Below are 13672 nucleotides of genomic sequence, written 5' to 3' on the forward strand. Positions count from 1 at the left end.
CACACCGCCCGAGACACCCGCGTCCACGAAGCCGATGCCCTTGGCCGCCAGCTCCTCGGCGTGCTTCTCGTCATCCGTCCAGCGCGAGTTCCCGCCGTCGACCACGACGTCGCCGGGCTCCAGCAGATCGCCGAGTTCGTCGACGGTGGACTGGGTCGCGGCACCGGCCGGGACCATCACCCACACCACGCGCGGGCCCTTGAGCTTGCCCACAAGTTCTTCGAGGCTGTGGACATCGGCGAGGTCCGGGTTGCGGTCGTATCCGATGACGGTGTGGCCTGCGCGGCGAATCCGCTCGCGCATGTTGCCGCCCATCTTGCCGAGGCCGACGAGACCGAGCTCCATCAGTTGTTCCTTTGGTTTGCGACGTGGCGTGAGGGCACTTTCGTACCTGTGTCTGAGCCTAAACCCGGACGCTCACGCACACCTGTGGGCATACGCGCTCAGACGTACACACCCACCTGCGGCTTCGTCGTCGGCCGGGGCGGGCCCGGCCGACGAGCACCGGCCGTCAGCCGCTCAGGCGCACCGGCATGATCAGGTACTTGTAGGCCTCGTCCGCCTCGGCGTCCAGAGCCGGCTTGCCGCTCAGCAGCGCGGGCTTCGTGGACGTCGTGAAGGAGAGCTGGGCCACCGGCGAGTCGATGGCGCTCAGGCCGTCGAGCAGGAACGTCGGGTTGAAGGCGATCGAGACGTCGTCGCCCTCCAGCTGGGCGTCGACCCTCTCCACAGCCTGTGCGTCGTCGCTGGAACCGGCCTCCAGGATCAGCACGCCCTGCTCGAAGCTGAGGCGCACCGGGGTGTTCCGCTCGGCCACCAGGGCCACGCGCTTGACGGCCTCCACGAAGGGGGCGGTCTCGATGACCGCGATCGAGTTGAACTCGGTCGGGAACAGCGAGCGGTACTTCGGGAGGTCGCCCTCGAGGAGGCGCGTGGTCGTACGACGGCCGGCGCCCTCGAAGCCGATGAGGCCCTCGCCCGCGCCGGAGCCGGACAGCGCCAGGATCACGCTGTCGCCGCTCGTGAGGGCCTTGGCGGTGTCCAGGAGCGTCTTGGCGGGCACCAGGGCGACCGCGGACGCCTCGGGGTTCTCCGGCTTCCACAGGAACTCGCGGACCGCGAAGCGGTAGCGGTCGGTGGAGGCGAGGGTGACGGTGTCGCCCTCGATCTCGATGCGCACACCGGTGAGGACGGGGAGGGTGTCGTCCCGCCCTGCCGCGATGGCGACCTGGGCGGCCGCCGAGGCGAACACCTCACCGGGGACGGTGCCGGTCGCCGTCGGCATCTGCGGCAGCGCCGGGTACTCCTCCACAGGCAGGGTGTGGAGTGTGAATCGCGAGGAGCCGCAGACCACGGTCGCCCGTACACCGTCTGTGGAAATCTCCACCGGGCGGTTGGGCAGGGCGCGGCAGATGTCGGCGAGGAGGCGGCCGGACACGAGGACCGTGCCCTCCTCGTCGATCTCGGCGTCCACGGAGACGCGGGCCGAGACCTCGTAGTCGAAGCTGGAGAGGCTCAGGGCGCCCTCCTCGGCCTTCAGAAGGAGGCCGGCGAGCACAGGCGCCGGCGGACGGGCCGGGAGGCTGCGTGCCGCCCAGGCCACTGCCTCCGCGAGTACGTCGCGTTCCACCCGGATCTTCACCGTTGCCGCCTCCGTCTGTTGCCGGCGCTGTCGCCCTGCTGGCCTTCGTCGTCTGTCGAGGTGTCGTCGAACCCTGTGAGGGGGAGGACACCGGGGACCAGTCTGACGCACCGCACTGACAGTCGGTGCCTCCCTGGGTCAAGTCGCTCCGAGCGGCACCCGAGCCTCCGAGGACGAGTTGTGCACAGCCCCGTCTTCGAAACGGATTCCAAGCTCTCTCTAGTTGTCAGTAGTAGTAGGGGCTGTGGAAACCGTGGATAACCGTGTTTTCGCAGCTCAGCAGCGATTTTTTGTCCACCGACCCTGTGGGCGGGGGCAGTGGAAAACCCGGCTCTTCTGTGGACAGCGAAAAGTTCTGCACACTCGATGCACAGGCTGGCCCGACTTCTCCCCAGCGCCGTCCCCAGGTTTGGGCCCGTTCCCCACAGGCCGGTCGGACACCTTGGTGTGACGCCTTTCACTCGACACGGTGAGATGGCGCGTCGCGTTGCCGAACAGTGGACAGAGGTGTGGAGAAGCTGCCGATCGCTGGGGACAACCGACTCCTGCCTGTGGGCCGCCGGTGGACAACTTCCTGCACAGCCTGTGGATCTTTTCTTCGTCCACAGCCTGTGGAGATCTTTTGTCCACCGATCCACAACCCGTTGAGCTGGCCTGATGGTTTTTCGACTGTGGCTCCTGTGGACACGATCTGTATAACTTCGCGGTCCCCAGGGTGTGGACGCAAGAAAGTCGCCGAATCTGTGGAGAGTGGCCGTAACCGGGCTCGTATTCGAACAGCAGGTGACTCGGGGGAGACTCGCGTGCGACCCGGGCCGGGGCCCGAGACGGTTCGGATCGGCGCGTGAAGGGCCTCAGGGACTCCCTTGGCGCTGTCCTGGGGTCGTCCGGGACAGCCCTGGCGCTGCTTCGGGAGCGCCCTGAAACGCCCTCAAACGCCCTGAGGAAGCTCCGGGGAACGCGAAGGGCGCCCTCGGGAGCGTGTCCCGGGGCGCCCTCGGCGGCGTACGGCGGTGCCTGTCAGCCGTTCTTGATGCGGTTCGTGAGCTCGGTGACCTGGTTGTAGATCGAGCGGCGCTCGGCCATCAGCGCGCGGATCTTGCGGTCGGCGTGCATGACGGTCGTGTGGTCGCGGCCGCCGAACTGCGCGCCGATCTTCGGCAGCGACAGATCGGTGAGCTCACGGCACAGATACATGGCGATCTGGCGTGCCGTGACCAGGACGCGGCTGCGCGAGGAGCCGCACAGGTCGTCCACCGTCAGCCCGAAGTAGTCCGCGGTGGCCGCCATGATGGCCGTCGCCGTGATCTCGGGGGCCGAGTCCTCGCCGCCGGGGATCAGGTCCTTGAGGACGATCTCCGTCAGGCCCAGGTCCACCGGCTGCCGGTTGAGCGACGCGAACGCCGTCACCCGGATCAGCGCGCCCTCCAGCTCGCGGATGTTGCGCGAGATACGGGACGCGATGAACTCCAGCACCTCCGGCGGGGCGTTGAGCTGCTCCTGCACCGCCTTCTTGCGAAGGATGGCGATACGCGTCTCCAGCTCGGGCGGCTGGACGTCGGTGATCAGACCCCACTCGAAACGGTTCCGCAGCCGGTCCTCCAGCGTGACCAGCTGCTTCGGCGGCCGGTCGCTGGAGAGCACGATCTGCTTGTTCGCGTTGTGGAGCGTGTTGAAGGTGTGGAAGAACTCCTCCTGCGTCGACTCCTTGTCCGCGAGGAACTGGATGTCGTCGACGAGCAGGATGTCCATCTCGCGGTAGCGCTTGCGGAAGCTGTCGCCCTTGCCGTCGCGGATGGAGTTGATGAACTCGTTGGTGAACTCCTCGGAGCTCACGTACCGCACGCGCGTGCCCGGATAGAGGCTGCGCGCGTAGTGCCCGATCGCGTGCAGCAGGTGCGTCTTGCCGAGACCCGACTCCCCGTAGATGAAGAGGGGGTTGTACGCCTTTGCAGGCGCCTCGGCGACGGCGACCGCGGCGGCGTGCGCGAAACGGTTCGAGGCACCGATGACGAACGTGTCGAAGAGGTACTTCGGGTTCAGGCGTGCGGTGGGCTCGCCGGGGCCGGCCGCCGGCGCGGGCTGCGCGGCCAGCGGGCCCGGAGCGCCGCTGGAGTTCGAGGAACCGACCGGCCCGCCACGGTGGACGTGTCCGTTGCCCGCGGGCGGTTCGGGACGCTCGCGCCGGCCTCGTCGGTCGCCGTGCTGGTCGTAGTCGGAGCGCGGCTGGTCGTAGTCCGGGCGCTGCTGGTCGTAGGGGGGCCGGTCCATCGACTGCGGCCGGTAGTCCTGCGAGGGCGACGCGTAGGGATCGCGGTCCGGGAAGCCGAGGCGCTGCTGCTGCCAGCCGTAGTCGTCCTGGGACGGCCGGGGCCAGCCGCCGGGCTCGGAGCGCTGGTAGTCCGGGTACGCGGGACGGGCGGTCGGGAGCTGGTCCGGGCGGCCGGGCGGCAGCTGGTCGCCGGGCGAGCCCTGGTGCTGGTCGGCGCGGCCGGACCGGTGGTCGTCGGCGCGGTGGCGGCCGTAGCCCTCGTACCCGTCCCGTCCGTCCCGTGCGTCACGACCGTCGTGGATGTCGCGTCCGTCGCGTCCGTCGTGGCGCTGGGTGTCGTACGGGTCCCGGCCCTGGGGGGACGGGCGCTCCTGCTCCTCGTAGCGGGGCTGGGAGGGCGGCGAGGGGACGGGGGGCTCGCCGACGGAGTCGTCGACGGTGATCGCGATGCGGATCGGGCGGCCGCACTCGCGGCTCAGCACGTCACTGACGATCGGTGCGAGGCGCCCTTCGAGCACGCCCTTCGCAAACTCGTTCGGGACTGCGAGGAGCGCGGTGTCCGCCACCAGGGCCAGCGGCTGGCAGCGCTTGATCCAGTGCTCGTCCTTCGCCTCGACGCCCTGCCCGCGGCCCTCTCCGAGAAGTTGCTCCAGTACTCGTGGCCACACTGCGGCAAGATCGGCAGGTACGTCAGCCACAGGGCACGCTCTCTCATGGGTCCCACGAACGTGTGGTTCTGGGAAAAGGTCAGGATGTAAACCGGGCGGGGCAGGGAGAAGGGAACGAACCGGAGTTCAGCCACGGTAGTCAGGGCGACCCGTGCGGTTCAAGTTGTTGTCCCCAGCCTGTGGATAGTGTCTCCCGGAGGGCGCTGGTTTGACCGGATGGCGTAGCCGCGCGTACCGTAACCAGGTCGAGTTGTCGATGGCTGCTGCCGCCTGCCTCCGATGGGCATAGATCGCGTGAGTGATCGGGAGCGGTGCACTCGGGCGTAATACGAGCTACTCGTGGGCGCACGGTGACAGCCAGGTCGACACCCCGCGCACTACCGATTCTTTCTGGAGCCCCCGAGTGAGCAAGCGCACCTTCCAGCCGAACAACCGTCGTCGCGCCAAGACCCACGGCTTCCGCCTGCGGATGCGTACCCGTGCCGGTCGCGCGATTCTCGCGAACCGTCGTGGCAAGGGTCGCGCCAGCCTGTCCGCCTGATTTCCAAACAGGTCATGACGTGCTGCCTACCGAGCATCGGCTGAGGCGGCGCGAGGACTTCGCGACCGCGGTACGCCGAGGACGCCGGGCCGGACGCCCGCTTCTTGTCGTCCATCTACGTAGCGGTGCAACGGACCCGCACGCGCCTGGGGAGAGCGCTCCCCCGACGCGTGCGGGTTTCGTCGTGAGCAAGGCAGTAGGTGGAGCGGTCGTACGCACCAGGGTGAAGCGTCAGCTTCGCCATTTGATGCGTGACCGAGTGCCCCTGTTGCCCCCCGGTAGCCTGGTAGTCGTACGAGCGCTGCCCGGTGCGGGCGACGCCGACCATGCACAGCTGGCCCAAGACCTGGATGCCGCCCTTCAGCGGCTGCTGGGAGGGGGCGCGCGATGAAGTACCCACTGCTGGCTCTCATCAAGCTGTACCAGTGGACCATCAGCCCGCTGCTCGGGCCGGTGTGCAAGTACTACCCGTCGTGTTCTCACTACGGCTACCAGGCCATCGACCGGCACGGTGCCATCAAGGGAACGGCACTCACCGCCTGGCGCATCCTTCGGTGCAATCCGTGGTCGCTGGGTGGCGTGGACCATGTCCCGCCGCGCAAGCGTCCGCGTTGGCACGAGATGCTGCGGGGCGCGTGGCGCGCACGCAAGGGCGGGCCCTCCGCCGCCGAACCGGCCATCGAGGCCACCACACCCTCGAGCCCGGCCGCCGAGACTCCGTCCCATGCTCAAGGAGCCTGATTAGTGGACACGATTGCCAGTCTCTTCAGCTTCATCACGACACCCGTTTCCTGGGTCATCGTCCAGTTCCACGCTGTGTACGGGAAGATTTTCGGTCCCGACACGGGCTGGGCCTGGGGCTTGTCCATCGTGTCCCTGGTGATCCTGATCCGTATCTGCCTCATCCCGCTCTTCGTGAAGCAGATCAAGTCGACCCGGGCGATGCAGACCCTGCAGCCCGAGATGAAGAAGATCCAGGAGCGCTACAAGAACGACAAGCAGCGCCAGTCCGAAGAGATGATGAAGCTGTACAAGGAGACGGGTACCAACCCGCTCTCCTCGTGCCTTCCCATCCTGGCGCAGTCCCCGTTCTTCTTCGCCCTGTACCACGTGCTCAACGGCATCGCGACGGGCAAGACCATCGGGGTCATCAACGACTCCCTCCTGGCCAGCGCCCGTAAGGCGCACATCTTCGGTGCCCCGCTCGCCGCGAAGTTCAAGGACGGCTCCGCCACCGTCCAGGCACTGGGCGCAACGGTCACCGATGTCCGGGTCGTCACCGCGATCATGATCGTGATGATGTCGGGTTCGCAGTTCTACACCCAGCGTCAGCTGATGACGAAGAACGTCGACACCACGGTGAAGACGCCCTTCATGCAGCAGCAGAAGATGCTGATGTACGTCTTCCCGGTCATGTTCGCCGTCTTCGGCATCAACTTCCCGGTCGGTGTCCTCGTCTACTGGCTGACCACCAACGTGTGGACCATGGGCCAGCAGATGTACGTCATCCGCAACAACCCGACTCCGGGCAGCAAGGCGCAGGCCGCATACCTGGAGCGCCTGACGAAGCACGTCACTCACCACGGCAAGTCCCGCAGCCGAGGTGAGAAGGCCATCGTCAAGGCGATCGTCGCCAAGGGCCGTGACCGCAACGAGTTCGAGCGCAAGTTCATCAACGCGCTGACCAAGGCGAGCCTGGTGGCTCAGGCCGACGGCACGGTGGTGAAGGGCGAGGCGGCGACTCTCGTGGAGACCGAGGACGGCACTCCGGCGACTCCCGGCGCTGCCAAGCGCCAGCAGCCCAAGCGGCAGACGAAGTCCCAGCGACAGTCCGCCACGGCCAAGGCCGCGGGTGAGTCCGAGCCCAAGACGTCGCTGACCAAGTCCGACGAGCCCGAGGACGCCAAGCCCTCCGCCGCCAAGCCGGCGGGCGGCGGCAAGCCCGGCACAGGTACCCGCAGCAAGGCCCAGTCCGGACAGCGCAAGGGTCCGCAGCGGCCCAAGTCCCCGTCCAAGAAGTAAGAAGGAGTCCATCCCGTGACGGAAGGCACCACCTCCGCCGCCACCGAGGGCGACACCCTGTCCCGCCTGGAGCAGGAAGGTGAGATCGCGGCGGACTACCTCGAGGGTCTGCTGGACATCGCCGATCTCGACGGCGACATCGACATGGACGTCGAGGCCGATCGCGCAGCCGTCTCGATCATCAGCGACGCCGGCGGACGCGATCTGCAGAAGCTGGTCGGCCGTGACGGCGAGGTGCTGGAGGCCCTCCAGGAGCTCACGCGTCTTGCCGTGCACCGGGAGACCGGAGACCGCAGCCGGCTCATGCTGGACATCGCCGGGTACCGCGCCAAGAAGCGTGAGGAACTCTCCGAGCTGGGTGCCAAGGCCGCGGCCGAGGTCAAGAGCACCGGTGAGCCGGTGAAGATGAACCCGATGACGCCCTTCGAGCGCAAGGTCGTGCACGACGCGGTCAAGGCCGCCGGTCTGCGCAGCGAGTCCGAGGGCGAGGAGCCGCAGCGCTTCGTCGTCGTGCTTCCCGCCTGATCGGTACGTACGTCCCACCGGCCCCGTCTGTTGCGCAGACGGGGCCGAACTTTGTCAGCCTGGTAGTACCTAGTACCTGATAGTCCTGGTGATCAGCGCTCAGTGCGCTTATGCGGTACGGAAGGACGGTCCCCGTGACGGAGGCAGCGGAGCTCCCCCCTGCGCCCGAGCAGGCGCGTGAGGTGTTCGGCGATCGCTTCGCGGACGCGGTCCGATACGCGGAGCTGCTCGCCGAGGCGGGCGTGCAGCGCGGTCTGATCGGTCCACGGGAAGTGCCCCGCCTGTGGGAGCGGCACCTGTTGAACTGTGCAGTGCTCTCGGAAGTGGTACCGGAGGGCGTGACCGTGTGCGACGTCGGCTCGGGCGCCGGCCTGCCCGGCATCCCGCTGGCCCTCGTCAGGGACGACATCAAGATCACACTGCTGGAGCCGCTGCTGCGACGGACCAACTTCCTGACCGAGGTGGTGGAGCTGCTCGGCCTCGACCATGTGACGGTCGTCCGCGGTCGCGCCGAGGAAGTCATGGGCAAGCTGCAGCCGGTCCATGTGGTGACGGCCCGGGCGGTGGCCCCGCTCGACAGGCTGGCCACCTGGGGCATTCCGCTGCTGCGACCGTACGGGGAGATGCTCGCGCTCAAGGGCGACACCGCCGAGGAGGAGCTCAAGAGCGCGGCCACCGCACTCAGCAAGCTCGGCGCGGTGGGGACATCCATCCTCCACGTCGGCGAGGGCGTGGTGGACCCGTTGTCCACGGTGGTGCGCGTCGAGGTCGGCGAGAGCCCCGGCGGGGTGCGCTTCGCGGCGAAGCGGGCGAAGGCTGCCCGGACGGGGCGGACGCGCCGACGTCGCTGACCTTGAACCCTGGCGCGCGCTTTCTGCATGAACCCCTGTGTGGACTTTGTGCGTGAACTCCCGGCTCGAACTTCTCGCGAGAACTCCCGGTTCGGTGATGCCGAGCCGGGAGTTTTTCGTCACTCCCGCTGATCCGTCCTGACGACGAGCCGTACTCCACACAAGCTGCCAAACCTACGCATCTCGGAGTGTCGCGCGGTGACGGCGCCAGCCGCTATGCATCGTGTTTCACGTGAAACGTCGCTCACTGCTGCATGGCATCATCAGTCGCGGACGGGCTGCGGCCGAACCCCGCGACCGGAAGCCTCTCGGTTCACTCGGAGAGGGCGCGGAGTTGTCCACAGAGGTGGATTTCTCCACAGAACAACGGGCCTCGCTGGTTCACGACCCCGAAGACATGGGAGGCTCTGTTCATTGCGAGCCTGAAGTCGAGGAGAGTGAATCCTTGCGGTCCGACGCCAACATCGCGGGACCGATGACCGATCCGGTCCCCGGTCCCCGTACCGAGTCGATGGGGGAGGATGTTTCACGTGAAACACCGCCCCCTATGGACGACACTCCCATCGGTCGTGCTGCCCAATTGGCGGTCGAGGCGCTAGGTCGCGCCGGTGAGGGCCTGCCACGGCCCGAGCAGACCCGCGTCATGGTAGTCGCCAACCAGAAGGGCGGGGTGGGTAAGACCACGACCACGGTCAACCTTGCTGCCTCACTCGCTCTGCACGGTGGCCGTGTCCTGGTCATCGACCTCGACCCTCAGGGCAACGCTTCCACCGCGCTGGGGATCGACCATCACGCTGAAGTCCCTTCCATCTACGACGTGCTGATCGACAGCAGGCCGCTTTCCGAAGTCGTCCAGCCGGTCCCGGATGTGGAAGGTCTCTTCTGCGCCCCGGCCACCATCGATCTCGCCGGTGCGGAGATCGAGCTGGTGTCGCTGGTGGCGCGAGAGAGCCGGCTGGAGCGGGCGATCCAGGCGTACGAGCAGCCGCTCGACTACATCCTCATCGACTGCCCACCGTCGCTCGGCCTCCTGACGGTCAACGCGCTGGTCGCCGGTGCGGAGGTCCTCATCCCCATCCAGTGCGAGTACTACGCGCTGGAGGGTCTGGGCCAGCTCCTGCGCAACGTCGACCTGGTCCGGGGACATCTCAACCCCGACCTGCATGTCTCGACGATCCTGCTCACCATGTACGACGGCCGGACGCGACTGGCGTCCCAGGTTGCCGACGAGGTGCGCAGCCACTTCGGCAACGAGGTGCTCCGGACCAGCATTCCGCGCTCGGTCCGTATCTCGGAGGCACCGAGTTACGGGCAGACGGTGCTGACCTACGACCCGGGGTCGAGCGGCGCCCTCTCCTATCTTGAGGCCGCACGAGAAATCGCCCTCCGCGGAGTTGGAGTGGCGTACGAAGCGCAACATGCCCACGTGGGCGCACAGAACGACCGGAACATGGTGGAGGGCATCCAGTGAGCGAGCGACGACGAGGATTGGGCCGTGGCCTCGGCGCACTGATCCCGGCTGCCCCGACAGCGGAGAAGTCGGCCTCTGCGGCGGTAGGCGGAGCTTCCACCTCGCCGACGGCAGTGCCCGTCCTCACCGCGGAGCGTGGGGTGGCGGCGGCAAAGGTGGCCGGCCTGCCGCCTGTTTCACGTGAAACAGAGGTGCCGTCGCAGTTCGGTTCCGTGGAGGCGCCCGCGACACCCGTCGGCGCTCACTTCGCCGAGCTGCCTCTCGACTTCATCACGCCGAACCCGCGGCAGCCCCGAGAGGTGTTCGACGAGGACGCTCTGGCCGAACTCGTCACGTCCATCAAGGAAGTCGGGCTTCTCCAGCCCGTCGTCGTCCGCCAGGTGGGCCCCTCGCGCTACGAGCTCATCATGGGCGAGCGGCGCTTCCGGGCCTGTCGTGAAGCGGGGCTCGATGCCATCCCGGCGATCGTGCGGGCCACGGACGACGAGAAGCTCCTCCTGGACGCTCTGCTGGAGAACCTGCACCGCGCTCAGCTGAACCCGCTGGAGGAGGCCGCCGCCTACGACCAGCTGCTCAAGGACTTCAACTGCACGCACGACCAGCTGGCGGACCGCATCGGCCGCTCGCGCCCGCAGGTCTCCAACACCCTGCGGCTGCTGAAGCTCTCGCCTGCTGTGCAGCGCCGCGTTGCTGCCGGAGTCCTCTCCGCCGGTCATGCGCGGGCTCTCCTCTCGGTCGACGACTCGGAGGAGCAGGACCGGCTGGCTCACCGCATCGTGGCCGAAGGGCTGTCGGTGCGGGCTGTGGAAGAGATCGTCACCCTCATGGGGTCGCGACCGCAGACCGCTCAGCGTTCCAAGGGGCCCCGGGCCGGCACCCGCCTCTCCCCGGCGCTGAGCGACCTCGCGACCCGGCTCTCGGACCGCTTCGAGACACGGGTGAAGGTCGACCTGGGGCAGAAGAAGGGCAAGATCACCGTCGAGTTCGCCTCGATGGAGGACCTGGAGCGGATCCTCGGCTCCCTGGCCCCGGGGGAGGGACCGGTCCTTCAGAAGGGTCTCTTCGACGACGACTCCGAGGAGCCGGAGTCGGAGGCCTGAGCCTCTAGGCATCAGACCTCAGGCGGTGGGCGCCCAGGCGCTTGGCCGAGCATCAGAGTGGATCGTGTCCGGTGTGTACCGGAACACGGTCCGCTCTTTGCTTTCTGACGGTATCGATGGAATCGCATCGTGGATACGATGCCGTCGGGTATGGCGCATCCACCTGGCGACACCTTCATTGGGGAGGCGGGGGCCATGCAAACCGTGACCCGTACCGGACTGGTGACCGCAGGCCTGGGGCTGGGGGCGGTCGGCGGATTCGTCGGCAGCCTGCTCAGGGAGCGGAGCGCTCTGACAGCCGCCCGCGACGCGGCGGGCGAAGGAAGCGAGGAACAGCCTTCATGGGGCGTCGGCTCGTACCGCTCACGCTGGACAACCTTCCGGACCTTCCCAAACGCTGCCGCTCGTGCGTCTTTTGGGAACTGGACCCAGTCAGCGGTGAAGCCGCGATAAAAGCAGGCACGTCCACGCTGGAGAAAGAGGCGTGGATCTCCGCCGTCCTGCTGGACTGGGGATCCTGTGGACGTGTCGTCTACGTCGACGACGTGCCGGTGGGGTTCGTGCTGTATGCACCCCCTGCTTATGTCCCCCGCTCCACGGCGTTCCCCACGAGTCCGGTGTCGCCTGACGCGGTCCAACTGATGACGGCCTTCATCATGCCGGGCTATCAAGGTCAGGGCCTTGGCCGGGTGATGGTTCAGACGGTCGCCAAGGACTTGCTGCGCAGGGGATTCAAGGCGATCGAGGCCTTCGGTGACGCCCGGTGGAAGGAAGCGGCGTGTCTCCTGCCGGCCGACCATCTGCTGGCGGTCGGCTTCAAGACGGTTCGGCCCCACCCGGTGCACCCACGGCTGCGCCTGGAGCTCCGCTCGACGCTTTCCTGGAAGGAAGACGTGGAGATGGCCCTCGACCGGCTCCTGGGGGCCGTACAGAAGGAGCCTGCTCTGCGGCCGCTCTAGTCGGCGAGTCTGTAGTCGGCCCGTCTGTCGGAAACGCACCTGGACAAGCGAATGGGCCAGCCCTTCCGGGCCGGCCCATTCGTGTTTCACGTGAAACATCGCGGTGTCCGTGAAACGGTGCCGCCTGTACGGCGGCGATGCCGACTACTCGGCGATGAAGTCCTCGAGGTCCCGCACGAGCGCGGCCTTGGGCTTGGCACCGACGATGGTCTTGGCGACCTCGCCACCCTGGTAGACGTTCAGGGTCGGGATGGACATGACGCCGTACTTGGCGGCGATGCCCGGGTTCTCGTCGATGTTCAGCTTGACGACCTCGATCTTGTCGCCGTACTCGGCGGCGATCGCCTCAAGCGACGGCGCGATCTGGCGGCACGGACCGCACCAGGCGGCCCAGAAGTCCACCAGGACGGGCTTGTCGCTCTTGAGGACGTCCTGCTCGAAGGAGTCGTCAGTCACGTTCTTCAGGGTGCCGGCCACGGCGGGCTCCTTAACTGGTTGGTGCGGTGAGGCGGTCGGGGGTCAGACAGTGGTCTTCTCGGGCTCCGCGGCGGCCTCGCCGTCCGCGAGAGCGGCGAGGAAGCGCTCGGCGTCCAGGGCGGAGGAACAGCCGGTACCGGCCGCCGTGATCGCCTGGCGGTATGTGTGGTCGACGACGTCACCGGCACCGAAGACACCGGTCAGATTCGTCCGGGTCGAGGGCGCCTGGACCTTCAGGTAGCCCTCGTCGTCCATGTCGAGCTGGCCCTTGAAGAGCTCGGTGCGCGGGTCGTGGCCGATCGCGATGAACAGACCGGTCACCGGCAGCTCGGAGATCTCGCCCGTCTTCAGATTGCGCAGCTTCAGACCGGAGAGCTTCGGGTCGCCCTCGATCTCGGCGACCTCGCTGTCCCAGACGAACTTGATCTTCGGGTCGGCGAACGCCCGCTCCTGCATCGCCTTGGACGCGCGGAGGGTGTCGCGGCGGTGGACGATCGTCACGGACTTGGCGAAGCGGGAGAGGAAGGTCGCCTCCTCCATCGCGGTGTCGCCACCGCCGATCACCGCGATGTCCTGGTCCTTGAAGAAGAAGCCGTCGCACGTGGCACACCACGAGACGCCTCGCCCAGAGAGAGCGTCCTCGTTGGGCAGGCCCAGCTTGCGGTGCTGCGAGCCCGTCGTGATGATGACGGCCTTGGCGCGGTGCACGGTGCCCGCGGTGTCCGTGACGGTCTTGATCTCACCCGTCAGGTCGACGGCGACGACGTCGTCCGGAATCAGCTCGGCGCCGAAGCGCTCGGCCTGGGCGCGCATATTGTCCATGAGCTCGGGGCCCATGATGCCGTCCTGGAAACCGGGGAAGTTCTCCACCTCGGTGGTGTTCATCAGCGCGCCGCCTGCGGTGACGGCGCCCTCGAACACCAGCGGCTTCAGCGACGCGCGCGCGGTGTAGAGCGCCGCCGTGTAGCCGGCGGGCCCGGAGCCGATGATGATCACGTTACGGACGTCGCTCACGGGTTGATTCCTCGTCTCTGGAGACTGCTGAGTACTTCTGGTGGGAGCCTCTCTCAGAACTCTCACCCCACCCAACGGATCCTAAGGGGCGCGCATTCCCGGTGTGTCCGGGCACACGGAGACGTGACAT

Annotated in this window: 14 protein-coding genes; 9 read left to right on the plus strand and 5 right to left on the minus strand. The window is 67.5% G+C overall.

Translation table 11 applies throughout. From position 1 onward, the window contains the following. The 3 genes from ACN6LB_RS01435 to dnaA all read right to left on the minus strand — a co-directional run. Positions 1 to 345 (minus strand): NAD(P)-binding domain-containing protein (locus ACN6LB_RS01435; RefSeq protein ID WP_445024201.1); only part of this gene is annotated, 345 nt, incomplete at its 3' end. A 166-nt stretch (positions 346 to 511) separates the two neighbouring features. After that, a complete protein-coding gene (gene dnaN / locus ACN6LB_RS01440) occupies positions 512 to 1642 on the minus strand; it encodes a DNA polymerase III subunit beta (protein ID WP_356142780.1) in 1131 nt (376 codons plus the stop codon). Between the two features lie 1020 nt (positions 1643 to 2662). Next, on the minus strand, positions 2663 to 4612 hold the full coding sequence (gene dnaA / locus ACN6LB_RS01445; protein ID WP_445024202.1) for a chromosomal replication initiator protein DnaA: 1950 nt from the start codon (positions 4610 to 4612) through the stop codon (positions 2663 to 2665). A gap of 373 nt (positions 4613 to 4985) precedes the next feature. Here dnaA and rpmH point away from each other — a divergent pair, with 373 nt between their 5' ends. The 9 genes from rpmH to ACN6LB_RS01490 all read left to right on the plus strand — a co-directional run bounded on the left by rpmH (position 4986) and on the right by ACN6LB_RS01490 (position 12051). Then, positions 4986 to 5123, plus strand: coding sequence for a 50S ribosomal protein L34 (gene rpmH / locus ACN6LB_RS01450; protein WP_006381191.1), 138 nt, complete (start codon positions 4986 to 4988; stop codon positions 5121 to 5123). 19 nt (positions 5124 to 5142) lie between these two features. Beyond that, positions 5143 to 5514, plus strand: a complete 372-nt coding sequence (rnpA, locus tag ACN6LB_RS01455; RefSeq protein WP_356142776.1) for a ribonuclease P protein component — start codon at positions 5143 to 5145, stop codon at positions 5512 to 5514. Further along, positions 5511 to 5864, plus strand: coding sequence for a membrane protein insertion efficiency factor YidD (gene yidD, locus ACN6LB_RS01460; RefSeq protein WP_356142774.1), 354 nt, complete (start codon positions 5511 to 5513; stop codon positions 5862 to 5864). Before rnpA ends, yidD begins: the two co-directional genes overlap by 4 nt. A gap of 3 nt (positions 5865 to 5867) precedes the next feature. After that, the gene (yidC, locus tag ACN6LB_RS01465) at positions 5868 to 7145 is read left to right on the plus strand and encodes a membrane protein insertase YidC (protein ID WP_445024203.1); all 1278 of its coding nucleotides are present in this window, start codon (positions 5868 to 5870) and stop codon (positions 7143 to 7145) included. A 15-nt stretch (positions 7146 to 7160) separates the two neighbouring features. After that, positions 7161 to 7670, plus strand: a complete 510-nt coding sequence (locus ACN6LB_RS01470) for a Jag family protein (protein ID WP_356142770.1) — start codon at positions 7161 to 7163, stop codon at positions 7668 to 7670. 134 nt (positions 7671 to 7804) lie between these two features. Beyond that, entirely contained in the window at positions 7805 to 8521 is a 717-nt protein-coding gene (rsmG, locus tag ACN6LB_RS01475; protein WP_356142768.1) for a 16S rRNA (guanine(527)-N(7))-methyltransferase RsmG, read from the plus strand. A gap of 397 nt (positions 8522 to 8918) precedes the next feature. After that, entirely contained in the window at positions 8919 to 9992 is a 1074-nt protein-coding gene (locus ACN6LB_RS01480; protein ID WP_356142784.1) for a ParA family protein, read from the plus strand. Then, a complete protein-coding gene (locus ACN6LB_RS01485) occupies positions 9989 to 11092 on the plus strand; it encodes a ParB/RepB/Spo0J family partition protein (protein ID WP_445024204.1) in 1104 nt (367 codons plus the stop codon). The genes ACN6LB_RS01480 and ACN6LB_RS01485 overlap by 4 nt, the downstream gene beginning before the upstream one ends. 341 nt (positions 11093 to 11433) lie before the next feature. Beyond that, positions 11434 to 12051, plus strand: coding sequence for a GNAT family N-acetyltransferase (locus tag ACN6LB_RS01490; protein ID WP_356142764.1), 618 nt, complete (start codon positions 11434 to 11436; stop codon positions 12049 to 12051). Between the two features lie 144 nt (positions 12052 to 12195). Here ACN6LB_RS01490 and trxA read toward each other — a convergent pair whose 3' ends face one another. Continuing rightward, the gene (gene trxA, locus ACN6LB_RS01495; RefSeq protein WP_356142762.1) at positions 12196 to 12528 is read right to left on the minus strand and encodes a thioredoxin; all 333 of its coding nucleotides are present in this window, start codon (positions 12526 to 12528) and stop codon (positions 12196 to 12198) included. Positions 12529 to 12570: 42 nt separating this feature from the next. Next, positions 12571 to 13542, minus strand: a complete 972-nt coding sequence (gene trxB / locus ACN6LB_RS01500) for a thioredoxin-disulfide reductase (protein ID WP_445024205.1) — start codon at positions 13540 to 13542, stop codon at positions 12571 to 12573. Positions 13543 to 13672: the final 130 nt, after the last annotated feature.

This window comes from Streptomyces sp. SAS_270, from assembly GCF_052543295.1.

Coding starts and splice junctions, on each gene's coding strand:
- yidD (WP_356142774.1), top strand. CDS start 5,511: ATGAAGTACCCACTGCTGGCTCTCATCAAGCTGTACCAGTGGACCATC.
- ACN6LB_RS01480 (WP_356142784.1), top strand. CDS start 8,919: ATGGGAGGCTCTGTTCATTGCGAGCCTGAAGTCGAGGAGAGTGAATCC.
- ACN6LB_RS01490 (WP_356142764.1), top strand. CDS start 11,434: ATGGGGCGTCGGCTCGTACCGCTCACGCTGGACAACCTTCCGGACCTT.